The 26,673-nt window shown below is 46.8% G+C and carries 30 protein-coding genes and 2 pseudogenes; 14 read left to right on the forward strand and 18 right to left on the reverse strand.

Annotation, left to right across the window (positions count from 1 at the left end; translation table 11 throughout):
- Window positions 1–36: 36 nt before the first annotated feature.
- From arsA to G4551_RS23895, 4 genes and pseudogenes are all read right to left on the reverse strand, one after another.
- On the reverse strand, window positions 37–1,788 hold the full coding sequence (gene arsA, locus G4551_RS19265) for an arsenite efflux transporter ATPase subunit ArsA (protein ID WP_003841018.1): 1,752 nt from the start codon (window positions 1,786–1,788) through the stop codon (window positions 37–39).
- 17 nt (window positions 1,789–1,805) lie between these two features.
- Window positions 1,806–2,168 carry an arsenite efflux transporter metallochaperone ArsD gene (arsD, locus tag G4551_RS19270; RefSeq protein WP_003841020.1) on the reverse strand — a complete coding sequence of 121 codons (363 nt, stop codon included), beginning with the start codon at window positions 2,166–2,168 and terminating at the stop codon, window positions 1,806–1,808.
- A gap of 47 nt (window positions 2,169–2,215) precedes the next feature.
- Complete coding sequence (gene arsR / locus G4551_RS19275; RefSeq protein WP_003841023.1) at window positions 2,216–2,569, reverse strand: As(III)-sensing metalloregulatory transcriptional repressor ArsR; 354 nt, start codon at window positions 2,567–2,569, stop codon at window positions 2,216–2,218.
- A 218-nt stretch (window positions 2,570–2,787) separates the two neighbouring features.
- Window positions 2,788–3,159: pseudogene (locus G4551_RS23895) on the reverse strand (ATP-binding protein); the annotation flags it as partial.
- Between the two features lie 4 nt (window positions 3,160–3,163).
- On the opposite strand from G4551_RS23895, the pseudogene G4551_RS19285 reads away from it, so the two are divergent.
- The 3 genes and pseudogenes from G4551_RS19285 to G4551_RS19290 all read left to right on the forward strand — a co-directional run.
- Window positions 3,164–3,496, forward strand: a pseudogene (locus G4551_RS19285) (tyrosine-type recombinase/integrase); the annotation flags it as partial.
- Window positions 3,490–3,702, forward strand: a complete 213-nt coding sequence (locus G4551_RS24075; RefSeq protein ID WP_003841028.1) for a hypothetical protein — start codon at window positions 3,490–3,492, stop codon at window positions 3,700–3,702. The pseudogene G4551_RS19285 and the gene G4551_RS24075, both read left to right, overlap by 7 nt.
- A 26-nt stretch (window positions 3,703–3,728) precedes the next feature.
- Window positions 3,729–4,565, forward strand: a complete 837-nt coding sequence (locus tag G4551_RS19290; RefSeq protein ID WP_003841030.1) for a DUF4393 domain-containing protein — start codon at window positions 3,729–3,731, stop codon at window positions 4,563–4,565.
- Between the two features lie 105 nt (window positions 4,566–4,670).
- On the opposite strand, the gene G4551_RS19295 is transcribed toward G4551_RS19290, so the two are convergent.
- Together G4551_RS19295 and G4551_RS19300 are read right to left on the reverse strand one after the other, a co-directional pair.
- Window positions 4,671–4,946, reverse strand: coding sequence for a hypothetical protein (locus G4551_RS19295; protein WP_134855960.1), 276 nt, complete (start codon window positions 4,944–4,946; stop codon window positions 4,671–4,673).
- 7 nt (window positions 4,947–4,953) lie between these two features.
- Complete coding sequence (locus G4551_RS19300) at window positions 4,954–5,280, reverse strand: hypothetical protein (RefSeq protein ID WP_003841034.1); 327 nt, start codon at window positions 5,278–5,280, stop codon at window positions 4,954–4,956.
- A gap of 599 nt (window positions 5,281–5,879) precedes the next feature.
- Here G4551_RS19300 and G4551_RS19305 point away from each other — a divergent pair.
- Both G4551_RS19305 and G4551_RS19310 read left to right on the forward strand, forming a co-directional pair.
- Window positions 5,880–7,115, forward strand: coding sequence for a tyrosine-type recombinase/integrase (locus G4551_RS19305; RefSeq protein ID WP_003033850.1), 1,236 nt, complete (start codon window positions 5,880–5,882; stop codon window positions 7,113–7,115).
- 249 nt (window positions 7,116–7,364) lie between these two features.
- Window positions 7,365–8,036, forward strand: a complete 672-nt coding sequence (locus G4551_RS19310; protein WP_003033848.1) for an EAL domain-containing protein — start codon at window positions 7,365–7,367, stop codon at window positions 8,034–8,036.
- A 27-nt stretch (window positions 8,037–8,063) separates the two neighbouring features.
- On the opposite strand, the gene G4551_RS19315 is transcribed toward G4551_RS19310, so the two are convergent.
- Window positions 8,064–8,837: a hypothetical protein gene (locus G4551_RS19315; protein WP_237682037.1), complete on the reverse strand. Its 774-nt coding sequence runs from the start codon at window positions 8,835–8,837 to the stop codon at window positions 8,064–8,066.
- 23 nt (window positions 8,838–8,860) lie between these two features.
- On the opposite strand from G4551_RS19315, the gene G4551_RS19320 reads away from it, so the two are divergent.
- A protein-coding gene (locus G4551_RS19320; RefSeq protein ID WP_085951607.1) for an IS3 family transposase occupies window positions 8,861–10,029 on the forward strand; the annotation gives its coding sequence in 2 pieces (ribosomal slippage) (window positions 8,861–9,110 and window positions 9,110–10,029; 1,170 coding nt in all).
- A gap of 51 nt (window positions 10,030–10,080) precedes the next feature.
- On the opposite strand, the gene G4551_RS19325 is transcribed toward G4551_RS19320, so the two are convergent.
- Window positions 10,081–10,842 (reverse strand): MarR family winged helix-turn-helix transcriptional regulator, encoded by a 762-nt coding sequence (locus G4551_RS19325; protein ID WP_003838336.1) that lies wholly within the window; start codon window positions 10,840–10,842, stop codon window positions 10,081–10,083.
- Between the two features lie 102 nt (window positions 10,843–10,944).
- The gene (locus G4551_RS19330; protein WP_162934427.1) at window positions 10,945–11,112 is read right to left on the reverse strand and encodes a hypothetical protein; all 168 of its coding nucleotides are present in this window, start codon (window positions 11,110–11,112) and stop codon (window positions 10,945–10,947) included.
- A 2,012-nt stretch (window positions 11,113–13,124) separates the two neighbouring features.
- On the opposite strand from G4551_RS19330, the gene G4551_RS19335 reads away from it, so the two are divergent.
- From G4551_RS19335 to G4551_RS19350, 4 genes are read left to right on the forward strand one after another with little or no spacing between them, the layout of a single operon-like run.
- Window positions 13,125–13,685, forward strand: a complete 561-nt coding sequence (locus tag G4551_RS19335) for a tyrosine-type recombinase/integrase (RefSeq protein ID WP_003838335.1) — start codon at window positions 13,125–13,127, stop codon at window positions 13,683–13,685.
- 5 nt (window positions 13,686–13,690) lie between these two features.
- Window positions 13,691–13,885, forward strand: a complete 195-nt coding sequence (locus G4551_RS19340; protein WP_003838333.1) for a hypothetical protein — start codon at window positions 13,691–13,693, stop codon at window positions 13,883–13,885.
- A gap of 5 nt (window positions 13,886–13,890) precedes the next feature.
- Window positions 13,891–14,088 carry a hypothetical protein gene (locus tag G4551_RS19345; RefSeq protein WP_003838331.1) on the forward strand — a complete coding sequence of 66 codons (198 nt, stop codon included), beginning with the start codon at window positions 13,891–13,893 and terminating at the stop codon, window positions 14,086–14,088.
- A complete protein-coding gene (locus tag G4551_RS19350) occupies window positions 14,070–14,378 on the forward strand; it encodes a hypothetical protein (protein WP_170864030.1) in 309 nt (102 codons plus the stop codon). Before G4551_RS19345 ends, G4551_RS19350 begins: the two co-directional genes overlap by 19 nt.
- Window positions 14,379–14,806: 428 nt before the next feature.
- Here G4551_RS19350 and G4551_RS19355 read toward each other — a convergent pair whose 3' ends face one another.
- From G4551_RS19355 to G4551_RS19365, 3 genes are all read right to left on the reverse strand, one after another.
- Complete coding sequence (locus tag G4551_RS19355) at window positions 14,807–15,349, reverse strand: hypothetical protein (protein ID WP_231501065.1); 543 nt, start codon at window positions 15,347–15,349, stop codon at window positions 14,807–14,809.
- Between the two features lie 126 nt (window positions 15,350–15,475).
- Window positions 15,476–15,697: a hypothetical protein gene (locus tag G4551_RS19360; protein ID WP_003846405.1), complete on the reverse strand. Its 222-nt coding sequence runs from the start codon at window positions 15,695–15,697 to the stop codon at window positions 15,476–15,478.
- A gap of 945 nt (window positions 15,698–16,642) precedes the next feature.
- Window positions 16,643–16,912 carry a hypothetical protein gene (locus G4551_RS19365; RefSeq protein ID WP_003838325.1) on the reverse strand — a complete coding sequence of 90 codons (270 nt, stop codon included), beginning with the start codon at window positions 16,910–16,912 and terminating at the stop codon, window positions 16,643–16,645.
- Between the two features lie 503 nt (window positions 16,913–17,415).
- On the opposite strand from G4551_RS19365, the gene G4551_RS19370 reads away from it, so the two are divergent.
- From G4551_RS19370 to G4551_RS19385, 4 genes are all read left to right on the forward strand, one after another.
- On the forward strand, window positions 17,416–17,682 hold the full coding sequence (locus tag G4551_RS19370; protein WP_003838323.1) for a helix-turn-helix transcriptional regulator: 267 nt from the start codon (window positions 17,416–17,418) through the stop codon (window positions 17,680–17,682).
- 212 nt (window positions 17,683–17,894) lie between these two features.
- The gene (locus tag G4551_RS19375; protein WP_164091709.1) at window positions 17,895–18,047 is read left to right on the forward strand and encodes a hypothetical protein; all 153 of its coding nucleotides are present in this window, start codon (window positions 17,895–17,897) and stop codon (window positions 18,045–18,047) included.
- Window positions 18,032–18,508: a type II toxin-antitoxin system YafO family toxin gene (locus tag G4551_RS19380; RefSeq protein WP_003838321.1), complete on the forward strand. Its 477-nt coding sequence runs from the start codon at window positions 18,032–18,034 to the stop codon at window positions 18,506–18,508. The genes G4551_RS19375 and G4551_RS19380 overlap by 16 nt, the downstream gene beginning before the upstream one ends.
- 82 nt (window positions 18,509–18,590) lie before the next feature.
- The gene (locus G4551_RS19385; protein WP_003838319.1) at window positions 18,591–18,743 is read left to right on the forward strand and encodes a hypothetical protein; all 153 of its coding nucleotides are present in this window, start codon (window positions 18,591–18,593) and stop codon (window positions 18,741–18,743) included.
- Between the two features lie 40 nt (window positions 18,744–18,783).
- Here G4551_RS19385 and G4551_RS19390 read toward each other — a convergent pair whose 3' ends face one another.
- The 6 genes from G4551_RS19390 to G4551_RS19415 all read right to left on the reverse strand — a co-directional run bounded on the left by G4551_RS19390 (window position 18,784) and on the right by G4551_RS19415 (window position 26,623).
- The gene (locus G4551_RS19390; protein ID WP_003838317.1) at window positions 18,784–19,167 is read right to left on the reverse strand and encodes a Rap1a/Tai family immunity protein; all 384 of its coding nucleotides are present in this window, start codon (window positions 19,165–19,167) and stop codon (window positions 18,784–18,786) included.
- Window positions 19,168–19,169: 2 nt separating this feature from the next.
- A complete protein-coding gene (locus G4551_RS19395; protein WP_003838314.1) occupies window positions 19,170–21,737 on the reverse strand; it encodes a hypothetical protein in 2,568 nt (855 codons plus the stop codon).
- The gene (locus G4551_RS19400) at window positions 21,730–23,457 is read right to left on the reverse strand and encodes a hypothetical protein (protein WP_003838312.1); all 1,728 of its coding nucleotides are present in this window, start codon (window positions 23,455–23,457) and stop codon (window positions 21,730–21,732) included. The genes G4551_RS19395 and G4551_RS19400 overlap by 8 nt, the downstream gene beginning before the upstream one ends.
- A complete protein-coding gene (locus tag G4551_RS19405; RefSeq protein ID WP_003838310.1) occupies window positions 23,457–26,153 on the reverse strand; it encodes a transglycosylase SLT domain-containing protein in 2,697 nt (898 codons plus the stop codon). The genes G4551_RS19400 and G4551_RS19405 overlap by 1 nt, the downstream gene beginning before the upstream one ends.
- A gap of 12 nt (window positions 26,154–26,165) precedes the next feature.
- Window positions 26,166–26,366 (reverse strand): hypothetical protein, encoded by a 201-nt coding sequence (locus tag G4551_RS19410; protein ID WP_003838309.1) that lies wholly within the window; start codon window positions 26,364–26,366, stop codon window positions 26,166–26,168.
- Between the two features lie 89 nt (window positions 26,367–26,455).
- Window positions 26,456–26,623, reverse strand: a complete 168-nt coding sequence (locus G4551_RS19415; protein WP_003838307.1) for a hypothetical protein — start codon at window positions 26,621–26,623, stop codon at window positions 26,456–26,458.
- Window positions 26,624–26,673 lie beyond the last annotated feature (50 nt).

The raw sequence follows: 26,673 nt of genomic DNA on the forward strand, positions 1-26,673 counted from the left end.
ACAGGGCGACTTTGCCGCCCTGTATATGCCAAAAAATTAACTCATCAACTCTCTGAGCTTTTCAATACCGGCGGGCTCTGACGCCAGCACCGGAACAAGCGCTATACGCTCAGCGTGCTGATTCTTAACAGCCTCAATCTGAGGCCGTTCCTGCCGGGCGCGCTGGCAAAGCAACGGAGAACGCGTATCCGCAATGGAAAGGCTGTTATTGATAATCCAGCCCCACGGATGAATCCCCGCTCTTTCAAGGTCAGCCTGCAGGTTTGCCGCTTCCAGTACCGGTGTGGTTTCAGGGAGCGTAACCAGCAGAACTTTGGTTCTATCCGGATCCTGAAGCTGCATCATTGGGGTAGTAAAATGACCTTTATTCCCCATTTTTTTGGCAATCTCTCGGTGGTAAGCCCCGGTCGCATCCAGCAACAAAAGCGTGTGTCCCGTAGGGGCGGTATCCATAACAACAAACCGCTTACTCGCTTCACGAATCACGCGGGAAAAGGCCTGAAACACGGCAATTTCTTCAGTACAGGGAGAGCGTAAATCTTCTTCAAGTAGCCGTTTCCCTGCTTCGTCCAGATCTCTTCCCTTCGTCTCAAGGACATGCTGGCGATAGCGTTCGGTTTCATCATGTGGATTGATTCTACTGACCTGAAGATTTTTGAGGCTACCGTTCAGCGTTGTACTCAGGTGCGCAGCAGGATCAGAGGTCGTGAGATGCACGTTAAACCCCATGTCTGCCAGCCTGACGGCGATAGCCGCAGCCATCGTGGTTTTCCCTACACCGCCTTTACCCATCAGCATAATCAGGCCGTGTTCACTGCGAGCGATATCATCGACCAGACCAGAGAGCGATAAATTTTCAGGCGTGTACTGGACGTTCGTTACCGGGAGCGGTAATGCCTCAGAACCGGTATCCAGCAGTCCCTTCAATGCTGAAACACCAACCATATTGACTGGCTGTAGTAATAGGGTATCTGTCGGTAGCCCAGATAAACCGGAAGGAAGATTTGCCAGTGCCTCCTGCTCACGTTGCCATATCGCAGCGGCCAGGGCGTCATGTTCAGCTTCGGCTTTAGGCAGCACACCATTAATAACCAGGTACTGGTTTTTCAGGCCAATTACGGCGAGTTCTTCATGGGTGCGGGCGACTTCCTGCAGCGTCGATTTCTGCAGTCGTGCAACCAGAACCAGGCGGGTACGTTCAGGATCGGATAACGCCTCTACCGCATGAGCATACTGCTCACGCTGCTTTTCCAGCCCGGCCATTGGGCCAAGACAGGAAGCTCCGTCCGGGTTACTCTCAATGAAGCTACTCCAGGCACCGGGAAGCTGGAGAAGGCGAATCGTGTGGCCCGTCGGCGCTGTATCAAAAATGATGTGATCGAAGCGGGTCAGCAGGGAAGCGTCTGTTAATAAGCCGGTAAACTCATCAAACGCCGCAATCTCAGTGGTACAGGCTCCTGAAAGCTGCTCGCTGATACTGTTAACAACGTCATCAGGCAGAAGACCTTTGATAGGATCAACGATTCTGGCGCGGTATTGCTGGGCGGCTTCCTGCGGGTCAATCTCCAGAGCAGAAAGCCCAGGAACTGCTGTCACAGGGCGAATGGTGTTACCGATAGCCTGATCGAATACTTGGCCGACATTAGAGGCAGGATCGGTACTGACCAGCAAAACCCGCTTACCCTGTTCAGCCAGACGGATAGCCGTCGCACAGGAAATAGACGTTTTTCCTACGCCTCCCTTACCGGTAAAAAACAGATAAGGTGGGATATTCTGTAAGAATTTCATATGTCCTCCTGACATATTCAGCAACAGGAAGTATTACCACCACAACAGCTGGTGGGAGCTAACCCTACCTTCTCCAGCGGAATACCGAACCAGCGAGCCAGCTCAGCGCGTTTTGGATATCGCCCTGCCATCACCGTTTCACCATCCAACAGCAGTAGCGGAAGCCCTTCTGCTCCAGATGCTTCGAGGAATGCTTTCGCTTTCTCATTGTGAACAAAGCTCATGGGCTGCTGCGCCAGGTTAAAACGTTCGATCTGGACCCCACGCCCTTTAAGCCACTGCACATCGGCAGAGAAATCAACCAGAACCTGATCGACATCTGAGCCACATATACCGGTACTGCAGCACATTGCCGGGTCAAACACCGTTAACGTTTTCATTCTGAATACCTCACATTTGAAAAATCATATATGTTTAGGAAAATTTTTTAGATGCAAACAGCCTTACCGCTACCAGAGCAGTTTGCCGATGCCAGTTTACGGGCGATGGCCTGTACGTCGTCCTGTTGGCTTAGCCAGGCCTGCTCAATCACCTGAGCGGCCCAGGAAGGAATATGCGGGGATAAGCGGTAGTGAACCCATTTCCCCTGCTTGCGATCCAGCAATAGGCCACTTTCCCGAAGCATTGCAAGATGGCGGGAGATTTTGGGCTGTGACTGTTCTAGCGCAGTGCAAAGGTCGCACACGCACAGCTCTCCCATCTCTCTGAGCAGCAGTACGATCCCTAGACGGGTTTCATCGGAGAGGTTTTTGAAGAGTTGTAATGCTGATAATTGTGGCATAAGCCCTCCTGCTATTATCTCGCAGTTTCTCTCTATAACACTGCAATGTCAAAAATTATATTTGAATTTTCATATATGAAAGAAGCAAAAGTTCTCTCTAGGTCTTGTATGGAAAACGAGATAGTCTAAAGTAACCCTCTATATTAAAGAAGCCCTGAAGACATTCACAGGGCACATTCTGTTAGAGTTAAATACACAGCAATTGCAAAGTTGCTGTATTAAGCTAGAGGTAGCGCCCAAAGTTCTTCAAGGTTCACATCGTCGCTGCTGGGTCGATGCTGTTTCAAGAGCGGGTCAATTTTCAATATCATTGGAAGATCAAAAGCGGTACCAGTGACTACGCAGCAGCCCTTGGCTAGAGTCGGTATGAGAGCCTTAGAACTGGAATCTAACGTGCTAATAGTATTATCTAGCAGCATAAGGTCGCGGTCGTTAACCAATCGGTGTATGAAGAAATTGTGAATCTGGGAAACAATAGTAGGTGAAATGTCCGCAGGCCGCTGACTAGATAGTGTGAGGTATACGCCATACTTGCGTCCCTCCTTAATTATTTCTTCAAAGAGTTCAAGCCGATAGTCTTTCCAGATTTCATGTGTAGTGGCACAACGCAAAGCAGAACAAGCGAAGATGCCTATAGCTACAGATTTCATTTTCAGTGCAGCCACTCTACGCAGCAAAGGCCACGCTGTCACCCGTAACACCGTGTTTGCTGAATTTGGGAAGATGGGAAGGAGAGCGGGATTCTCTAACGTGGGATGCCATACACCACGTAAAAGCCGTGGGCGCGTGATGTTCGATGCTGGGGTGGCTATAGAGACAATCGCCCATTTCCTGGGACAAACAGATCCACGGTCAACGATGTATTACATCGGGTATGGTCAGGACGTGCAGGACGATTTAATAGAGGAGTTTTCTTTAGAATGGTGATCAACATGAAACGCTTGATTGTGCTGACGCTGGCGCTATTACCAACCCTCGCCCACGCAGGGAGCACATTAACTTTGACGGATGAAGAGGAGACAGACAACGCGAAGATTTGCGTATACAGCAACGCCAATTATACGGAGACAGTGACGATCAGACCGTCCGAACAGTGCAAATACACAAAGACATTTGATAATATAACCCCATAATAGTATCCATTATGAAGGTATACACTATGTCTGATGAAAAAACTGATAGCTCATCGTCATCACAATCATTGACAGCAGCGGCCCAAGTTGCAAAAGATCTGATGGAACTTGCAAAGAACGATGATAATACAAAAGTAGCTTCAAAGAACTTTGGTGAATCGGCCGTAATAATTAGCAAAACCGTCAAAAACTGCTTGCTACCATTAGCCGCTATTAATTTTGGCATTGATAAAGCTAAATTATATTTCGAGAAGAACTTCAAGAAGGATTTAGAAGAAAAAACGCAATCAATCCCTGCTGAAAATATAGTTGAGCCAAAAGCATCGATTGCTGGCCCTGCCTTACAAGGATTAGCATTCTGTCACGAAGAGGTTAATCTCAAAGAAATGTATCTGAACCTTGTAAGTTCTGCTATGAACTCTGACAAGGCAGAAGATACACATCCGGCATTTGTTGAGATTATCAAACAACTGACCAGCTTAGAAGCTCATTTGCTGCGACTATATTTAAATGATAGTGCACCAAAAGGTATTGGGAGAGTACTATATCAAAAACAAGGCACTATTGGCTACATTGTGGGATACACACATATATTGCCAATATCAAGTAACACACAACCATATTACAATAAAAATATACCGTCTTATATTGAGAACTGGATCAGATTGGGGCTTATTGAAGTTAAATACGATCTGCATTTAGATGGTCATGAAGAAGCCTACAATGCCTTAAAAGAGAGGGATGAGTACTTAAAAGATGATTTGGGGTTAGGTACCGAGTATCCAAAAATCCTTGGCAAAGGCTTAATGAAAAGAACTCCATTCGGTGCTCAATTTGCGGATATTGTTGGATTGACAAATTGATGAGGCAAATCAACTTTGATTCGTTTTTAGATAACCGAATTGAATGTTAATTAAACAAAGCAGGAGCAAAAGCCTCTCCTCCTGCATATTAATAAAACATGTTTACTATCGTTCAATTAGTTCTAAGTCTGCAATTTTAACGCCACCAGAAGATAGTAGTGCATTATTTTGTCTGTCAACTTTCAGCCTTTCGGCTCTAAACCCAATTGGAAAAGTAAACTCATCGTTGATTATTTGAACCATACCAACCTTAACATTGTCATCGGATACAAAGTACTCACCCATGATATGTCCACTGAACGGGAGAGGATAGTCTTTGAGCTGCTTAATTGAATAAGTTTTGTATGACCCATTTTTATCGAAATAAAAGTTCATGCTCATGATCTCCTTACACTTTGAACTCAATTTCTTGATCGTCAAATTCCCCTTTACGAGAAATTTTGATAGAAAATCGTTTGAACGTTTTGAAAAATTCCTCAAGAGTCATTTCTACTCTTTCTCTGCGTAAGCCGTGCTGTTCGTCAGTTACATACGCCTCAACATCAAAGAAACGCTCTGCTGAATAAAATGAAATTCCTTTAACAATCTCATCTTGCTTGAGGATTCCCTTTACTCTCAAGAACTCGCTAAAGTCGTTTTGGTCTGCGCCATCCGCTGCAACGCTCCCTTTCCAATCATCGTACTGTGCAGAAGCCTTAAAGTATTCTTTTTCCATCTTTTTTATCCTTTGCTGTGGTTAGTCAATGGTAGCGTAGCGCAGATTTTGGACAATACAAGCCATAAAGCCCCGTTAGTGGTACAAGCAGCAAGCGGAGCGACTTCATCAGATTGTCAGAGGGATCACACCTTATCAGGGTGCTAGTGTACCGTTAGGAGCGTGAGCGAAGCGCTGGCAGAGCCTGCATATCGTGTGCAGGTACGTTTAGCCACAAGGCCGCACATCGGGCTTAAATGCGCGTGATCAGTCTGTCGATGACATAACAATGCCTGGCTGGGCTTTTAATTCACGTTTTGCTATCGCGGTGTGAGGATGCAACTGCCGCCAACGCTGAGTTATACTGTCATCTCACCATGTAACTTAGCGTGACAGTTACCAAGGGCGGATCACAATGGTAGAACCCATAGGCGATTAAAATAGGTAACTATTTAAGTTGCTGATAGAGAAGGCTTTTAAGGCTTCTCCACAAGGGGAGAGATCTGGAGCGGGCGAAGGGAATCGAAACTCTGTTTCATTTTTCCATAACGCGACGGTCATAGAATCAACATAGTAACTATTATTGATACTTGATTGCGAGATTTTAGAGGATCAATCTCATGACAATCAAGGGCCAGGAGTATCTTTATCTTTCACCGGACGGCGTTTGGCAGTTTCAAATCTACGTTCCTGCTTACATGCGCCACATGTTCGGCGGGAAGCGCCTCTACCGGAAAAGCACTGGTACAAGAGACATTTACAAGGCTCGACACTTCCGCAATCACATGCTGGTAGAGTGGAACAACCTGAAAGAACAATTCAAGCCAGATACAGAGGACAGGCGCATCCAGCTTGCGATCACTTCCCTGCACTCACAGATCCGCAAGAATAAAAACAAACCCCTGATTGAGGAGCGAGCCAGTTCTATTCCTCACTTGTGCCTATTACGTGACGAATACGCCACTGCTTACCGGGATCGGCGTTCACTGTCCACACTGAGCAAATCGGCGCGAGCCGTGGAGGTTTTTCTCCAGAGTATCGGGAAAGTTGATATCAGTTTGGATCAGATAGGACGGCGGCTGGTTACGGATTTCATCGAAGAACAGCAGAAACGCGACGTAGCAGGGCAGACGCTGCAAAACTGGTTAACGTCACTGGGAAGCCTCTATGAGTTTGCCAAACGTCGCTACGACGCTATAGCGCCGCTTAATCCGTTTCACGGCATGAACCTCGAAGCACGGCGCACTATTGAGAGCTACCAGCCGTTTGAATGGCATCAACTATCTACCCTGCTCAACGAAGCAGACGAAGAACTACGAGCCGTCATTCTGATCGGTTTGTTCTCTGGTGCAAGGCTGGACGAAATCGCCAGCTTGAAAAAATCAGATGTTGTTATAGTGGAAGGGATACAGACTTTCTTCATTAGCAAATCGAAAACGAAAGCAGGGGTTAGGCACATACCGATCCACGCTTTTCTGATCGGTATGGTGGATTATTATCTGAGTTTGAACACTGGAGATTACCTGTTACCACAGGCTAACAAGATTGAACGCAAAGACGGGAAAAAGGGGCCGTTCTATTCCCAGGCATTCACCCGCTTACGGCGTCGCGTAGTGCCTATGGCTACAGATCGCCAATGCTTTCACAGTTTGAGGGGGCATTTTATCACGTGTCTTGACCGTGCCGGAGTACCCGAACAGCGTATAGGCTACATCACGGGGCACTCTTCCCAAGCCGCAGCCACAGAAGCATTCAAGACATACAGCGCGGGGTGTTCCATGAAAGAATTGTCCGACTATGTGGAAATGGTGGATTATCCAGAGATCATCTTCCCTGAAACGGAAAAAGGGGCGTAAGCCCCTTATTTATAAACAAATTGATTAGATTAATAAGCTATTGTTTATGAATAATACACGCTAATTCTTGCTTTACGAACAAAGCAAGATTAAATAGTAACAAAAAAGCATCAAAGCCATAACACTAAAACCCAAAAAAACCCATCAAATTCAGTAGGTTACACACTTAAATAACAGAAACCATTATTGATTTTTTGTTACAAAGACCACATTATGAATGAACCTATGTAGAAATTTAAGGTGTTTGTTATGGATACTACATTCATTGCTGAACCTATAGTAAGCATTGACGAAAAGTTGTTGGGCGTTGAGCTTCTCACTCGCTTCATTTCCCCAGATGGACGCCCCCTTCATCCTGAGTTCGTAATTTCATCTTGGGATTTAGATAGGAAACGGCTTTTCCTATACGAACAATGCGGAAACATTGCCAGTATGCAAAAGTGGTTCGAACGAAAGAATCTATTTTGTACACTGAACATTGATCAGCAAATGGCTTTTCTGATACGTCATGACTACATACTTAGACAAACTTTCGAATCGATGCCATTCATCAAACTTGAGCTTTCTGAGAATTTCCTAGGTTTAGATAAAGGATTAAAAAACCCCTTGTTAAAGGCACTGAGCCAGGGTGTAAATGGGCTATGGCTCGATGACCTTGGCGCAGGAAACGCGAATGTAGTTAGTTTGATGGAAGGATACTTTGAGGTTGTAAAAGTAGATCGCTGCTTCTTTAATCAGCAGGTGCAGAAACCAACCTTCTACCCGCTGATTGCTTCCATTCAAAAACACTGCGGCAAAGTTATTATCGAAGGGATTGAGAATCGAGAACATTTGGGAATACTGCGTGAGGTGGGGATTTGGGGATTACAGGGGTATCTTATTAAATCTGTCCCTTTTAAAAATGTGGATTCATTGCTGTAGTGTTGAAACCATCACCCCTTTGATGTATCACCCACCTGTAGACGATTGACCGGACGACATTTGCAGCGTTAGCGACTGAGCAAAGCTGGCTTGAGAAGCTCTCGCCTGGAAATCAATGTAATCGCTTAATCTTGAGCTATCGCTGGCGATAGTGAGCGGTACGGATGCCTCAAGATTTAGATTGAATGTAGGATTCACCGTGTACACTGGCGCATTGCCGCTGCTGAGTGACATTGCGGAACCACGAAGAGAATCAACATTTAGGCTGTATTGATTTGCCGCTGTTCCAGCATTACCGCCACCAACGCCCAACCAATCCATGATAGCTGGCCCCACTGAACGAGTATTGAAGCCCGTCTTATCCTGAATCCAATCCGCTGTAGCATTCGCAGAACCACCCACAGCACCATCGTAGAGGGCCTGGGCCGCTGGCTTATCGCTATTAGTGAACCACTGAGGGAAACGGGAGCGAAGCCCTTCATTCAGATCAGACACTACGCCGGAAATCTCACCAACAAAGCCCGTCACCTGTTTAGCCAGATCTCCTAATCCCTCTCCAAGCATTCCAGCCGATTCGGTGATAACTTGCGTGTTTTTAACAAGCTCGTCGCCACCGTCAGCGAAGCCTTTCATAAAGCCAGTGAATAGACTGTTATCAACACCATTCACCAGATTACCCATTGCAACGGACAGATCGCCGTAAGCGTAGGCTTGTTTGATCTGCTCGTCGTCCAGCGTCTGACCGCTATCAATGTAGTGGTTTACTGAATTTGGCCACCTGAACAGAGGTGATATGCTCACCTCAGAACATTACAGGTGCCTCAATGAAAAAAAGAAATTTCAGCGCAGAGTTTAAACGTGAATCCGCTCAACTGGTCCTTGATCAGAACTACACCGTTGCAGCTGCGGCCAGTGCTATGGATGTGGGTCTTTCTACCATGACGCGATGGGTAAAGCAGTTGCGGGATGAACGACAGGGCAAAATACCTAAAGCCTCCCCTATAACCCCGGAACAGATTGAAATACGTGAGCTGAAGAAAAAGCTACAACGCATTGAAATGGAAAACGACATATTAAAAAAGGCTACCGCGCTCTTGATGTCAGACTCCCTGAACAATTCTCGTTAATCGGGAAACTCAGAGCGCAGTATCCTGTGGTCACACTCTGCCACGTGTTCGGGGTTCATCGCAGTAGCTACAAATACTGGGAGAAAAGCGCCGAAAAGCCAGACGGCTGGCGAGCTGTGTTACGCAGCCAGGTTCGGGAGCTGCATAACATCAGCCATGGCTCTGCTGGCGCAAGAAGTATCGCCATTATGGCAACCCTGAGAGGCTTCAGAATGGGACGCTGGCTTGCTGGCAGGCTCATGAAAGAACTGGGGCTGGTGAGTTGTCAGCAGCCTACCCACCGGTATAAACGTGTTGGTCATGAACACATCGCTATCCCGAATCGCCTTGAGCGACAGTTCGCAGTGACAGAACCTAACCAGGTGTGGTGCGGCGATGTGACGTACATCTGGACAGGCAAGCGTTGGGCTTACCTTGCAGTTGTTCTCGATCTGTTCGCAAGGAAACCAGTGGGCTGGGCAATGTCATTCTCGCCGGATAGCAAGCTGACCATCAGAGCGCTGGAAATGGCGTGGGAAGCTCGCGGTAAACCAGTCGGAGTGATGTTCCACAGTGACCAGGGTAGCCACTATACAAGCAGGCAGTTCCGGCAGTTACTGTGGCGTTGCCAGATCAGGCAGAGTATGAGCCGACGTGGAAACTGTTGGGACAACAGCCCGATGGAACGCTTCTTCCGTAGTCTGAAAAACGAGTGGGTGCCAGTGACAGGTTATATAAACTTTAGCGATGCTGCTCATGCGATCACAGACTATATCGTCGGGTATTACAGCTCGCTAAGGCCGCATGACTATAACGGTGGGTTGCCCCCAAACGAATCGGAAAACCGATACTGGAAAAACTCTAAAGCCGTGGCCAGTTTTAGTTGACCACTACAGTATCTTCGTTCAGTAGATAAAGATTGGTCATAATCCTCCTGGTTAAAATGGTATTGGGTCGCAATCGTCGTAGATTGCCGTTGTTCGCGGTGTAAATACTTCTGTCCTTCCGGTGTATTCAGATACCACTCTGGAAAGAAGTTGGTAGGCTGCTTCCTCATCGCCCATTGTCTCTTTTAGCCCCCATGCCACAGCGGCATCAGTGGGATCGCCATTCGTTTTGTAAATAGCTACACCGCCCCAGGGAAGCTCTGGCTTGTCCTGCTGAATGAGGATCGTTGGTGTTGATTGATAATCAGGGTCATCCCAGACACATGGAATGTCATCCCGATCAGGAACTAAATGTTCCTCTGCGGCCTTAACTGGTTCAGGGGCTGGCACTTCGTCAGACACTACTACAGGCTGCGCTGTTAGCGCTTCTGGTGGGGTAATGTGAGCATCAATTAGCGGGAGTGCTCGTAATTCCTTATTTCTCCGTCCTTCGATTTTGGTTCTGGTAATGAGTCCAATTAATTCCATCTGTTCGATCAGGTCGTTTGTCTTTGGTCGAGATAACCTGCAAACTTTTGCAAGATCGCTTTGTTCCTCGTAACAAACACCGCCGGATTTCTCCCAGTCTGCTACGTAACAATACAATTTTTGCATGCTGGCGCTGAACTTCACTCTTCCTTTTTCAAGAAGAGGGGAATAGATAAATGGGATTTCTTTGAAGTAATGCGGAATGTTGAGTGTGCGATCTCTCGTTACGCCGTCTTTGTCTGTGTACTGGTAATCTGCCTTAATCTGGGCGAGGGTTTTTGCCATTGTTGTTTGCTCCTATGTATGCTCAGTAAATTACGAATGCTCTTCATTTGGTTTTCTCCGCTTCTCATTCGTGGGGGGTGGGTTAACGCTGGAACGTAGTTATTACGCGCCAGCCTTCGAGTATTTGACCGCCAGACTTTGGCATTCCTCAAGAAGAAGTGCGCTTACGCTCATTTTTCGGCGCTTTGCTTCTTTGAACAGAATCTGGAATGTGTCATCCGGGATCATTAACGATGTGGACGGCGGTAATTTGGTTTTCTTCTCGATCATACTGGTTTCTCCTTCTGGGTTATTCGTTGGTTGTCGTATCAGCCTGTTCAGCTTTCCACTGATCGTAAAGTTCGATCCCCTTACGTAATCGTTCAGCATGTTCTAAGTAACCTTGACGCTGTGCTGCTGCTCTCTGGCTGTTCATTGCCTTGCGGGTCTTATCACCTGCTTTCAGAGCATCGAAGACAAGCTCTGGATTGAAATACTTAATGTTGGTTCTCCTTGCGTTAGATACACGGAAACACCATCCAGGAAGAACGTTATTAACGTTGCCTGATAGTGCAGTGTGATCTGGATTGTTTGGGTCAGGCTGGATGCCTAAGAAGAGGACGGATGAATGCTTTCATCACCCGACAAAACTTACTATAACATGAAATGATTTCAATGTCAACAGGTAGGTGTTAATTTTTCCCATTACAGATAATAGCACACCTTCCCTGTTGCGATCAACCTCTGTCTTCCATCATAAAACGCGCTGTATCGCGCTATAAGAGGTTTGCATACACATGCACTACATCGGTACTCCCTGCGCCGTTTAAATCGCCCTACGGGCTTCCTGTGCGTTCCGGTGTGTCATGGGCCACCCTCTGGCATTTATTCCCGAAACCAATAGCACAACTACAGACGGATAACGGTAGTTATCAGGATGGTAGGTGTTGGTATTGGATTGAGGCTTAGTGAACCGTAGCACGGTGAGCTTTAGCCCTGCTGCTCTACCTTCGAGAATGAGCACGACTACGGACAACAGGACGTAGGAGGGGTTAATTGTCGTTAGGTAGAGTTGGCATGTGGACGATTACACGTAGTGTAGTTGGGTACATGGTTACATACCGCGCACAGCGCAATGGTATTCGTCAACGGCGAAAGCGATCTCTTGCCGATGGCAAATAATCATTCGTGCCTGACGTTCGTCAGAAACGAAGTTTGCACGAGTCCAGAAGGTACAGAGAATGCTGTCGCTTGTTCCATGAGCGGTACGGGGCTGACCGAGGAGCCAACCAAAGGCGAAACAGGTCACTTGCCCGGAGAGTACCGAGCAGGGACAACGACAAAAGAATTAAAAGATAGTCTTATTAATTAGTAGTCTTGTTTAATCTTATAGTGTGCCGTTTCGTTACTTTAAAAGTACCAAAACGTTACTTTCGTTATGATCTCGAGTACCAAAACGTTACTTTCAGTTACCCATTGGTGCAGATGCCCATCATTTTGATGTATGCCGAAAGTAACAAAATGGTACTTTCAGCCCTTCACCCAACGGTAAATCGTCGCCCTGCTCACTGCGTACCGTCCACGCAACAACACCTAAGATTAATCCGACTAAAGCAGCGGTTAATAACGGTAAACCCGGCGGTAATAGGCAGGTAATGATCAAGGGTAAATGTAGCCTAAGTTAAACTTTCAACTTATAATTCATAATCACTTAACTTTGTTGAAGTCTTACGCTGTGCGACTTACAGCGATCATTGTGGACAATGTACACTTTCACCTGTGCAACATTTGTTGAACGAGTTTTCTCATTTTATTGTTATAATGTAACAATTCGCTTTTTTCCATGCTGAAACCCGCCAATTGGTTAGCATTCTAATCGTTTCTTAGGGGAAACAATTCAGATGGGAATCATTATCATCTACGGTGCAATATCCCTACCTCAAGGTTCTGTAGAAATGTGAGATAGAATACCTAACCTATTGATTTATTTGATACGCTACGCTTTATCTTCGCCCTTCGCCTCTCTGGTATGCAATGAATCTGCATAAACCGTGCATAGCCTCGCCAGGATTTGGCAACGTTCAAACATCTATTTAGACTTGCCAACATCATGATTTTGTTAATGATATTCCGTATTTGTGCGAGTTTTGAACAGGGGGGGCCGTGCTTATTCGCGTTCAGTAGTGCTGGAAATGGCGCAGCCCTCAACCACCCCACGTAAAATTGTGAGATTGAATAGTTGTAACTTATTGAAAATGATCATAATCTTATTTCACAGTGTCAATAATGATGGAGATAAGTAGATGGCGACCACGAAGATAATCACCCAGGCAGAGGCGTTTAAGCTGATAGGCTGGCTTGAGAGTCATAACAAACAGCTATTCGCAGATGTAGCGATCACTATGGCCTCTTTATGTTTACGGGTAGGTGACACGGTGAATTTGAAGTTCAGCCAGTTCAAGGAGGGAAATACGCTGGAAGTGCTGGAGAGTAAGACGGGCAAGAAGAAGGAAATCATAGTCCCTGCGAAGGTGTGGGAGATTGTAGGACGTCGCCGCCAGGCATTCCCGAAAGACGAATATGTTTTCACGTCACACAGCAATCGTGCATCAGGAAAAGCCCCTGTCAGCCGTGAACAGGTGAACCGTGAGATCAAACAGGCTGCGGAGAATGTGGGGATCAAAGGAACAGTTGGATGCCATTCTTTTCGCAAGTTTTCTGCCACACAGGTGTGGGAGAAGTCTAACGGGAATTTGGCTTTAGCAATGAAAGCGCTGAACCACTCAGATCCTAAAGTCACCATGAACTATTTGAAGATTGACGTTAAAAGCGTGGGCGCTGCCCTTGCAAACATTTGGGAGTGATACCGATGAAAAACAGCTTACTGGTGCTGTCATTATTACCAGCCCTGGCAAATGCCGGACAAATAACCCTTGTTCTTAGTGACGAACAGGAAACAGACAACGCGCGGATTTGCGTTTATAGCAACGCCAATTATACAGAGACAGTGACGATCAGACCGTCGCAGCAATGCCGCTACACAATGACCTTTGAAGAGGAGTAATGAGTATGGAGATTATAGAGATGAACGAACACACAACCGCTTTCAGCCCTATTGAGAGCGAAGAAGAATTGAAATTCGCCGTAGCATTTTTGGACATGTGGCAGAGAAGCCAGGAGCACGGCGTGAACTTTGAACAGGTGTTGAAAGATGCAATTCAACAAGCAACACCGAACGAGGATCGTAAATGGGTGAGTATCAAATGACTAACAGTTACGGATTGAAAACGCCTGAACAATGGCAACAAGAAAGTATTCTTACCCTGCTGTTTCATTACGATCACGTTGAAGCCTGTTTCATGGCTGATTCAAGCAAGGAGCTACCAGAGGATCACGACTGGAACAGAGCGGAGGAGTATTTAGAAAGCCTGATAGAATGGCTGGCTGGTTATACGGACGAAAGCGAGGTGAGAAAGGCTATCGAGTGTTACAGCATCAAAGGCAGTGAAGAGCAAACAGAATTTTTCTTAGGTGCAATTCTCGGAGATGAGTATTGAAAAAGGAAGAAGAGCTAATCACCAGCTTTATCTGGTGTGGTGCTACGGTGTGCGTTTATACGCAGGTAGTAAAGTTTGCAGGGACGACGATACAGCGTCACCTGTTACCAACAAACCTTAGAAGAGCAGTTGATCAGCAAGTGGCAGGGGCCGCCAACCACCAAGAAGCCAGCCCCCGCCGTATTCAACATTCCCAACGGAGAGAAGGAAATGCAGAACAGCAGCATTATGGCGTTAGCGCTCGCGCTGTGCAACGCAGAACAAGGTCAAGCGGTTAAAGTACCAGCAATGACAGGAAGCCAGCTTCATTTGCTTATGATGTGGCTACGGGCTTTGAGAAGATAATTCGAGGGGGCGTAACGCCCCCTTTTGTTACTAATGTGCTACTTACTCACTGTAAATAATTTTCAGGTCAAATAATGCAACCATTATTTTAAGTCTGGATGAGTTATGATTATTTTACTCATGTTATTTAATTCATTTTGGAGAAGTAGACAATCACTGTATTTCTCAGTAAATGCTAACACGCCTACAACCGTATCTTTTTCATAAGCCACTACAAAGAGATTATTGTATGAACCTTTTAATGTTGCAAAGGCACTCCATTCAAATTTAAGCCCAGCATCCTTGAAAGGATCTATAATGCTTTTCTGATAAGCCATACAGTTATCTCTTGGTAGAAATAATGGGCTTACATGATTCCACCGCAAAACATCGTTAGAATCTTCTTTCAAGCTGATTAGATCAAGAGGTCTTTTTTTATGTTCCACTGGCAAAGGAATCTTTTCGCTGTGGTCAATAGCTAACAGTCCTCCATCTGCACCAACCTGTTGATACCAATGAACTATAGCATTTCCTTTATCATCGTCTTTCCAACATCCCACGATAGCAACCTTGGGAAATAACTTCCAACTTGGGATCGTTGCTACTTTTTGGTTTTTATCAAGAGAGCAAACCTCTTCACTTAACACTGCATCTCCCTCAGAGGAAGTTACATAGATGTTCGCGTAAGATAAAAATGAAATCATTAATAGTGTGATTGTAATTATAACTTTCATCATTCCCTCTATTTTAATCCCTGTCACAGCACAGATAAATTACAAACCTTTTGTTTTAAGGAAATTTAAAAAATCAATACGTTGAGAGTTGCTAAGAGGGATCAACTTTTCCACTTGATTTAAAAAGAACTCAGCATCATCTCCCAAGAATGCTTGGACATTTTGAGGAGCGTTTTCCCCTGCCATTACAAGAGTAAAATAAGAAGACATTGTAAGAACCTTAACAAAACATCCTGGAACCAATTCTAAGGTATCGCTCATAAATCCTCGCTGTATGAAGTGGAATTAATGATAGATGAATTATACCCTTTTCTACTCGCATTCGAATTAAAAGGCAATACAAGCCTAATGCCCGTTGGTGGTAAGACAACGTGCGGAGCCGTTAGGCGACTTCATCAGGGTTATGTCAGACAGTGAAGTTTATCAGGATGACCATGTACCCGAAGGAGCGAGGCCGAACCGCTGGCAGAGCCGGATCTGTAGCTACCGGAGCATCACCACCATAAAACCTGTTTATTCCCTGCAACGTCATCTCGACGTGTGGCATGTGGGAGCATCGGCAAAAAATGCGCTTCACTGTAAGGTTATGAGAAGTGCGATCCGTCGCTGCCTGGTGTAGGCTTTGCGTTCATTGTTGGACTATCGCGGTAAGAACTTGAAACCACCGCCGACGATTGGCTAAACTCTCATTTCACCGAGTAACCATTCGTGACAAGTGTCAAAGTAGTGAACTATGGTAGAACGCCTCAGCATGTTAGTAAGCACTACTGCGTAACATGCTGGCAGAGCAGCATTTTAGAATGCTTGCTCCACAAGGGGAGATTCTGGAGCGGGCGAAGGGCTTATAACAAATATCGATAACCCCAGATATATAGCCATCCTGTGAGTTTGCAAAATTAGTTCTATACACATTTCTATACACATTCACTATTCGCTTGACTCCGATTCGATTGCCGATAGTCCCCTCCCATACATAGAAAGTTCTTTGTTGCTGAATGCCTCATCTAGAGACCCGAATCTGGATCAAATGAATGCCCGGTACGTATCATCGGAAGTCTTCTATGTGTACTTAAAAAGCGTTAGTTCAGTTGGTTCAGTTGGTTCAATTTGTAAAAATTATTGTTTTTAAAAGCATTATTCCCAAAAAGTGAACCAACACACCCCATTTTTGAACCAACATAAAGAGGCCGTGAACCAACACGCCGCTTAAAAACCGCTATTCAGGGAGGTAGTTAGGGCGGAATCCACCAGCACAGGGCTTGTCTGTTGCGGGCTGGAGCCGATCACATAGCAGGCCGCGGCGACGGTTTGTTTCATCGGTAAACAGGGCCAGTCATCAATTTCGCGATACCGCCTGAATAAGGCTGTACCCTCTGCCAACTGGCGCTTCAACTCGCGCAGTTCTACCGGTTCGAGCTGGTGGCCGTCATGCCCGAGCTTAGCAATGGTCAGTAACCCTATCTCGCGTAGCGCCATGTCATCTCTCCCTGCTGGTGGTGATCAGCATTGTTCTGCCCGCCAGGAGATACTTCACTGGCTGGTGCCGTTATGCGTTAAGCCTATGCGTTAACTCCGTCGGCTATGCGTTAAGTTGCCGCTCTGAAATGCCGATTTCGCTGGCAACCCGCCTGGCAACCTCACGTTTGGCAACCGCTTATTCCGGCTGCCGGACCGGTGACCAACTTCTGGTATCCCTCCTCGTACCTGCTGTTCTGGTGAAGCCCAGAGTGGAAACCTCGTATTTGGATGTCACATTTTCGCTGCTGACTGGCTGCCCACCCATTAACAAAAGCGCATTTTTCAGTAAGGCGTTTTTGCCCGGTAGTTATACATATATCTAGTGCCACTTTTTCAGTAAAAGTGACCCTATGAGTTCTGTTCCATAGTGCCACTTTTTAAAAAAGTGACCCTATGTTGCTTCTACATAGGGTCACTTATGGATGAAAAGTGACCCTATGTAATAACCACCAGGAGGGATTATGAAACGAGCAATCGGAAAAAAAGAGTTAATGAACATGGTTCCGCTGTCTATGAGTACGATCGACAGATTGGAACACAAAGGGCAATTTCCAAGGCGATGGTACATCACAGATAAACGCTGCGCATGGAATGCGGATGAAGTTGAGTGCTGGCTTGATGAACGGCAGGCAACACGCCCAGCAGAATACCAAGGAAAAAAGCCGCCTGTTAAGCTACGCATTTATCAGCCAGAAAACACGACTCTTAAGTGGCACCATGGCACCTGAAATTTCTACTCGTAGTATGTTTAACCGGCAGCGCCGGTTCTGCAAATGTCTACGCGATATCCAGCCCCACGCGCAGTACATAAACAGCATGGCTGGTAAGTTCTGATGACGATGGCGCAGGGACGCGCCTATAAAATAATCATTGGCGATGTGACGTAGATTCGCGTAAGATTACCTTAAAGGTAAAAAGTCAGTCGGTTAGGGAGGTGAGTATGGTCCAGATAGCTGATAAAAGAAAAGGTAAAGAAAGACCGGGTCGACCATCGATCCGTCGTTCTCCTGAGTATAAGGCGAAACTGAGCGCTGCTTCCGATCTTCTCGCTGCAAAAATGGAAGAGAAGCGTTTAGCATGGGAAATAAAATAGTTCGCTCCGAATTGATTAAAGAAGCAATTATTGAAGATCCTTTGGTACGCCTTCCCATAGATGAGTTTGAAGAATACAAACTCATCTGCTTGGATGAGGGAAAAATACCTGCCCCACCTGAACCTGAACAGCATGAGTACGTTTCTTACATAGACACAATCGGAAGGGATAAGTACTTCAGGAAACCAACCGAAGCGAGAGCTGAGGAACTTTTTCATGCTCATGTTTGGCAAGAGGGTTGTTGCTGGGGAGAGGGTGACGATTTACTAATTCAATGGGCCTGCACAAGTAATAGTTACGTTGTGTATTCCTATTTTGTTGATATTGATGATGATCATCATATCTATATAATTGATTATTGTAAGGATAAAGCTCACGACCTGATTGAAGACAAGCAACAGGTATCCATATGGACTGAGCAAGCTAAACAGTATCGATTACAACATATTAAGCCCGCATAGCGGGCTTTTTTGTGGCTGAAATCTGAGCGCAGAGATACAATCTTCAGGCCACGTATAAGTGGCCTACACATGGAAAGAAAAAATGAAAAAAGCATTAGCGGTTCTGTTTGTTCTGTTGTCTTTGGGTTCTGCTACACAAGCTTTTGCTGGAAACTGCCAGCATGACAGCGATACGGCTTCGGATGGATCACGCTGCGGTGGTCGTTCTGCTGACTCTCGTCCTGGCGGGCGTTAAAAAATTAAGGCCGCTTCGGCGGCCTTTGTGACATGTCACGCTATTTATTGCCGTTCAGCTTTGGCGGCTCTTTACAACGAAACGATGCCTGCATAGCAGCTATGACTAAGCTTTCAGCTGAGTTCACTCTCTGGTCCGGATTATCATTTAAGTATTTATAAACGACATCGGCATATGTCTGTAAACGACCATTAGGCTCACAAAAAACCTGAGCCCCTTCATTACCATAGGCATCAATCATTGATGCTACATATCCTATGAATACGCCAGCCTGAAGCTGATTATCAGACGTACGGCGCCCACCTTGTTCAGCTTTTTTATACTCCTGAGCATATAGGTATAGCTGTTGGCCATCATAAAACTTCGCTTCTGCAGGGGCTAAAAATGAGCAGAAAAGAGCGCAGGCAATATATTTGGCATTCATTATTATTTCCCTAACATGAATTGCGACGGTGGTAACATAAAGGTATTACCCTGATCTTTCTGTACACGCTGCTCATAGCGCTCAAGAGAACCAGGTGATAACCATTCCTGCATGCGGTTCAGAATAAGATAGTCCATTCCCTGACGTACACCAAGCAGATTGAGGAACGGTGTATGGTTGATACCGAAACGGAGAAAATCTCCGGCCTTTGCATCACCATCTCGGGCCTGCAGATACAGGTTCCTTAGCTGATCTACATCTCCGACGAATGGCCCTGCCAGGCTGGATGCCATGCCCCCACCAAAACGATTATATTCGCCGAAAAGGAAATCCCCCATCAGGCCGGCGCCGCCGCCTTGAGCCATCGCTGCCATGACTGATTTATGATCCAGCGGGCGCGGTGTTTGCCCCTTGGCCATGAGTTTTGCCTGCATGGACAGATATCCAAAGGCTGTCATCCATACGAACAACTGAGCAAAGCCCTGCCATTCACCATTACCTGCAAATATCGCTTTGGCCAGCGCCGGGAACTTACTCTGCCCCAATGCCGCTGGTGTGTAACCACGACCATATAATTCCCTTCCCAGGGTATTTTGCATAAACGACGCAGTGAAAGATTTGAACTGCATCATCATGCGAACGGCTTCACCAACCGGTGTGCCTGGTACAGTGCCAAATTTGATTAGCGCATTTGTTCGCGCCCCGGGTTCGGACATAGCAACCTGAATGCGATCGAGATAGTAACCCCGGAGTTTACCTGCAAGGGTTTCCCGAGCATTGGCGATAGCCGCTGCACTGGCTTTGATGTTCTGAGTCGCAAGATATTTTTCAATGTCGGGATCGGGGATAAACTGAACACCATTAGGCGTCATATGACTGTTACCATTCAGTTCGTCCATCTGCATATTACGGAATACCGACCACTCATGTTCACCGATACCACTTATTTCAAGTACACGGCGGAGTTCGGAGTTCAGCTTTGAAAACTCACTGCCAGCATTACGCGCCATCCAGTTGGACATGATAAGGCCGGCGCCCGAACGCCCGTTTTCGGTCCACCAGTTAAGCAAGTTGTATTTGAAAAACTTCTGCTGAAGACGGGCTATTTTCCCGGGGACAGAAGTATCTCCCGAAAATTTGGAGATCACTTCATTGCGCACTGCATCAAAACCGATTCCCATATAACTGAGGATTTCTTTTTTCTCTTCGCTGCTGTAGCCCTGCAACTTGGCCACAAGGTTTTTACTCATCGCCTCATAGATATTCATGCCCTGATATCGCATTTCCATGGACATGTTGCCTATATCATTAAGGGATGAAAGCGTTGCGCTCCCCAGTTTAGTCATTCCCTCAACTGCTCGAATACTGGCGCCCATTTTTGCCAGGGTTGCGTTCCCTGGGATATTGGTAAGCCCCATGACCTCATCAAGCTGCTGTTTGAGCATACGGAACTGGCCGTTAAGATCAGCCACTGCCGCGGGGTCATTTGTCTTTTTAATACGCTGCAACTGGTCATCAAAAAGACGCTGAAACATGTGCTCAGGGTTTGTTCCGAGTACCCGCATCAGACCGGTTGTTTTTGCTGCACTATCCAGAGAGGCAATGACAGACTCGCGAATATTCCCGGCGCCGTACAGTTTGTTGTATTCGAACCAGGCATCACCACCGGGCTTAAAAATGAGTTCACGCTCCTGGCTGGCTCGTTTGGCTATATTGGATCCGCCACCTTTGAAGCCCTTCAGCCATTCTGAGGCGGGCTTGTAAGTCAGGTGTGTTCCCGATGCCAGGTTGTTATAGACGTTTTGTAGGTACTCTTCGCGATTAGCTATGCCTTCAAAAGTGCCATCATCCAGCCGCGGCAAAATAAAATCACGCCATCCCTCATATCCTGCGGCTCTGATTTTGTACATGTCGTGGCTCTGGCGAGTGATATATCCCGCCAGCTTACCTACCCATGCGCCGGCTCGATTTTTATCAAGACGCGTGACTTCATTCCACTTCATTATAACTTTGCCAAGTGCTATCGCCTCTTTAGGGAGACCACCGGTAGACTCTCGGCGCCCCATACGGTCAATAGCTCGGGCTATATCAAGATCGTACTCACCAGATGAAAAAGCTTTTTCGTAACCTGTTTTATCGATGTCGTGAAAGAAACCACCGTTGTATTTACCGCTCAGTTGCTCCTGCTCCCTAGCTACTGATTCACGGGTTCCGGCCGCATATTCATTACGCCCGACCAGAATGGAAGATAGAGTGATATCAGGGCGATCTGCTGCGCCTTTGCCAAAACGAGTATTGTTGAGAAAGGCCGAGTGTTTTTTGTAAAGACGGAGGTTGATCAGCTTCTGCTGAGTTTCAATGGCTTTTGCCAGCCTCTCGGATTTCATTAACTCCTCAGCAGCCTGCAGCGCAGCCCCCTCATTTGAAATAGCAGCATTCTCAGCTTTGATTCGCGCTATCGTATCATCCATGTTGTTAAATAAACTCTGCATCTCTTCATCGGTCAGGGTACGACCGGCGGCATCATTTACTGTTTTTTCGCATGCGGTGAGAAAAATATTATTAGCCATTTAGTTTCCCTATACGGCACATGGCCGCAGCTTTGATTGCTTTTTCCATGGAGGTATCAGCGGCCTCATGGTCAACCTGTTTCATTAATGCGGCAAACTCTGGATCATCAGAAGAAATAGCTTTGTTAATCTGGCGCGTATAATTCAGGTTATCTTCTGCTTGCCTCAATGCGTCATCAGTAGTCCCTGATTCACCAGCGGACTTTATCTGGTTATCAGCTGAAGCACTGGCCGCCACATCGTCTTGTGCAGCCGGAATGCGGCGAGGCAAAGACAGATCCTCAATAGCTGTAATCTTTTTCTTCGGGTCTGCCAGGTTGAGAAACGGCTCGATATTTACATCTTCTCCTCTGCGCATTTGCGCTACTGCCGATCGCATAGCTTGATTGCGCACCATCCAGTCCGCATCACCCAACTTCTGAGCTGCACTTTTGACACCTTGCGCAACCGGGGATTGTCGGAGTGACAAGCGGATCTCATCGGCTCGCCGGGAGACTTGCTGTGCAAGCGGTTCGGGAAGTTCCCCGCGGGAGATAGATGCCAGTTCCTGCGCCGCTCTGGCACCGTCCTGGTGTTCTCCAATACGAGAATTCAGTTGTTCTACCTCTGCCTGTAACTGCTGGCGGCGGTTATCAAGTTCAGCCTGCGCCGCTGCACGCGCTTCCCTGAACTTCATCCTTTGCCCCTGATACTGTTTAGTAAGCTCGGGCAACGATGCATCAAGAGAGCCAATATCTCTGGTTAGGCTTTCAACCTGGCGCTGAAGTTCACCAACACCTGTTATCTGCCGTGATGCCAACTCCTGAAGATTATCGGCATAAGAAGGGACAACATCGTTATAAGCCGTTTGCTGCGTATAGTTCTCGCGGTAATGATCGATGCTTCTGGCCAGGTCATCTGCCGGCGCTCTTGCGAGGTATGTTGGCGAATCAGGAAATATGCCAGGTCGCATAACGAATGGTTCCGCCACCGGTGATTCGATGGGGAGACCATTTTCCGGAGATGGCGACTTTTCGGTTGCTGCACCTGGCACCTCATTTACCCGTGAAGTGGACATATCACGGGCTCGAAGCGCATCAGCCACAATCCCACCACCAGCGTGAAGAATACCACCGCCAATTGTTCCAAAAAGAAAGTTGGAAGCGTAGTCCCCCATAGTGAAATCATTGCCCTGGGCAGCCTGACCATCTGCGACCAGCGGCATTGTTGCCGCTGTCTGAACCGCACCATATGCACTTCCTTGTAGAAAACGCTGTCCAGCACGCCCAAGAAGTGTTGCAGCTCTAGCCTCACCGACAAAGGGAATAAGCCCAATAGCAATGTTCCCCGGATCGGCAATGTTTCCGGCCAGATTGGCCATAAATTTAAGCGGTGTTGCTATAGTACCTGATGGGGAACCCTGCAGGATCTGCTGGCGATTAAGGTGAGCCTGATGGTCTTGGATGACCGCATCAATATAGGGTTTTGTTAACCCCGACGTAGGAATGTTGATTGACTCGATTTTATGCTCACTGAAGAGGCGTTTTGCATCCTCTTGGCTGTATCGTTCTGCGACCGGATCCATGTTCAATCTGGCAAGGCGGGACTCTTCACCCCACGAAACAATTGGCCCTTCGTTGAATCCTTCAGAAACAGACGCGCCAAGCGAACGTAATAGTGGCTGCTCGCCCTCGACTGGCAAGGGGTTGTTGCTGAGCGGTGCGCCAGTATAGAACGCCATTATTTGCCTCCTAGCGTATTAAGAGCATCGCGTAATGTATTTGACGTGTTATCAGCCTCTTTTTGAGGTAGCGGACTTGTCGCATCCTGTCCCTGGAGCACCCTGAAGGCATCGGACATAGTGGCATTAACATTTGGTGTGTAGAACTCAGATGGTGGAGTAACTTTGCGTTTTTCACCCATCCAGTTAAGAACTGCGCCGGTTGAACTCGGCTTTGCAATTCCAGATTTACTGGCATCGGCAAAGCTCACTCGAATAGGAGAACCATGCTGATCCAGAATAGGAGTGCCGTTCACTGTCAGATAAACACCTTGTTCATTTTCGTCTGTCACCCATTCGGCGCTATTCTGTATCTGCGCAAGGTTGTTCGCGGCATTCTGCTCTGGCGTCATTGCTGGGTTATAAAACAGACTCCGGCTGCCAATATCATCTACCTTGAGACCGTTAACGATATTACTCAGACCGTCGGTAACATTATTCTCTTTTAGTCCCAAGCTGTTAGGCATTCGCCATGTATCGTTGACCGTATAATGATCGCCGATCATTTTCTTATAGGCTTTTTCTGTCGCAGCCTGAGCATCTTCCCCTGATGCCATGTAGTAATAAGCCAGACGCTTACCTTGCTCGTTGATATCAGCAAGTGTTTCAGCTCCACCTTGTCGCTGTAGGCTAAACGTTGGTGATGCTGCAGCGATTAGAGAGTTCCAAGCTGCATCAACACCTTTAGCTTGTTCGCCAGAGTTCTTCTTCAGCTCTTCTGTCTTCACATTACGGATGGTAAACAGGGTGTCAGCTGCGTTAGCATCGTTTATTGCTGTTGCGACCCTTACAGCCGCTTTTGTTTTGGGCTGCAACTGTGCGACAACTGAATCACCATATCGGCCAAAGCCAGCGATAATCCCCTTCAGGTCAGAAAAATTCATATTTCCGCTATCAACTTTTGCCGATATTCCGTCAACTATACTTGCTGGTAATACACTTTTACTTCGGATCCCAAGCCGGTCTTTTTCTGCCTGAATGCGTGAAATCAGATATTCACCAGTAACCTGATTATTCTGATATTCCTGGAAGGCTGATTGCACTACCGGAGAATATTGCTGTAACCAAGTACCAGGGTCAGACTCACGGGCATCATGAACCTGCTGAAATTTTGATACAGCAGAAGCATAGAGCTCGCTCTTATATTTGTAATCCGGTTCGCCCTGTTGGGGTTGTATGGACTGAATGGCAGCAAGGCCTTGCTGAGAATTGCCTTTAACGATGCTCTGGTAGACGGGCTGCAAACTCATGGCTTGCCGATATTGTTGATAAGTTTTCTCGAGCTGCATGCGCTCTACAGGTGTAGCCTGTAAAGGCATAACGGCAATCCATTCATGCGCAGAAATAGGGGGAACTGTCTTACCCGCTTCCAACTGAGCCAGATCGTCCTGCATACGGCTTTGTAGCGCTACACGGCCAGATGACGCTTGCATATCGTACAATCCTGTCATTCGGCTCATCATTTGAGATTTGTTTGCAGCATTCATCGCATTCCAGGAAGGGAGGTTGGTAAGGCTTTCCATCGTTGCATTACCAGGGATAGCGCCAGCACTACCAGTTACATTAGCCACATAGTTGCGGGTTTCCTCAAATGGAATTGCTGCAGCGAATTGCGCATTAGATACCTGCCCCGTACGCGGATCGCCAATTTGTTTAATCCACCCATCAACAGCACTGGGTCCGGCGTTATACGCCGCCACCGCCAGCACTGGGTTATTGTCGTACTTCTTCATCTGCGCACTGAAATATGCCTGGCCCAATTGCATGTTATATCGTGGGTCATTGAGCCATTTATCACGATCCCAAGGAACACCAGCCAAGCTGGCAGCCTCTGGACCAGTGGACTCCATTACCTGAGCAGCCCCCACGGCACCTTTCGGTGAAACCAGCGGAGAACCGTCTTTTGCGTACTGATTACCACCACTCTCCTGCCAGATCATTGCAGAGAATAACTGAGATTGGTCGGGAGAATCCGTTACGCTTATTTTCCCACCTGGCCCCAGTAGTTGTTGATAAACATTTGCAAATGCTGCTTCTGTCGCCTTCTGCCCGGCGCTCTCACGCCATTGAACCCAGTTTGATTCTATTTCTTCAGGGCTTTGTCCATGCGCTTGGCCATAAGCCATAATTGAGGCTCTGGCATTCAAAGCTGATTGGTTGAACAACTGTGGATTAGATATTGCTTGCTGAGCTTGCAAGGATAAATAACCGTCTTGCTGACCGGACTCATACTGTCTACGTTGTCCTAATTCATACCGCTCTGCTTGAGTGGCAAATTGTATTCGCTGTTGTTGAGCATGCTTTAAAAAAACATTTCGTGCGGACTCAGGCAGCGTGCCAGCAATAGTTTGCATCTCGTTATCAAATTTCTGGATATACCCAGGAGCCTGACCAATGGCATTTTTTCCCTGGAGAGTCATCAGACCTTCCTTAGGATCATCCATCAATCCGCTTCCAACAGCATAAAGTCTTTGAGTTGCATCTTGAGTCAGTGCAAGGTCCGCTTGCTGCTTTGCCTGTCCAAACACACCAATCGCCTGGTTACCGACGTTAACAAGGGCATCGGTGATATTTGGTTGATTGAACGTCTGAAAACCTCCGGTCTGAACTCCGCGGCTTTCAACCTGACGGCCTTGTACCGTTGGCACTATTGGCATAACAAGACCTCCTTATGGTTTGCTTTTTTGGATAAAACATAACGTATCCAAAACACCGCATGGATAATCCGGAATAAATGATTGAGCAACTCTGTAGACGGTGATGTAACGCTGAAGTAACTCTAAAATGGACAGGCGTTCTTCAGGTGGTAATTTATCAGCCAGTGTTTGAACTTCCTGCAGCAACTCTTCGTCAGTGATATTCGTTTTCATAGTTACCTTTATTAACCCCAAAACACTTAACATCTGTATGAATACCGGGGAATTAGTTGAATTGCTTTAGCATCAATAAGTTGGTGCTTTTACCCCAAATGCTGTTGCAATGCTTTGTCCACCAGTCCCCGAGCGATTTCATGGATAGTAGGTGCAACACCGATACCTGATTGCTGGCGCTGCTGTTCCTGAATTTTTCGGATTGCCTGAATCTGTGCCTCGCTGAGCAAGACCGGTTTGACGGACTGTTTCGACATAACCACCTCCTGATATTTATGAAGTTATTATAATTTCACAAAATGAAATA

The organism is Citrobacter freundii ATCC 8090 = MTCC 1658 = NBRC 12681 (assembly GCF_011064845.1).
GTDB classification, from domain to species: Bacteria; Pseudomonadota; Gammaproteobacteria; order Enterobacterales; family Enterobacteriaceae; genus Citrobacter; species Citrobacter freundii.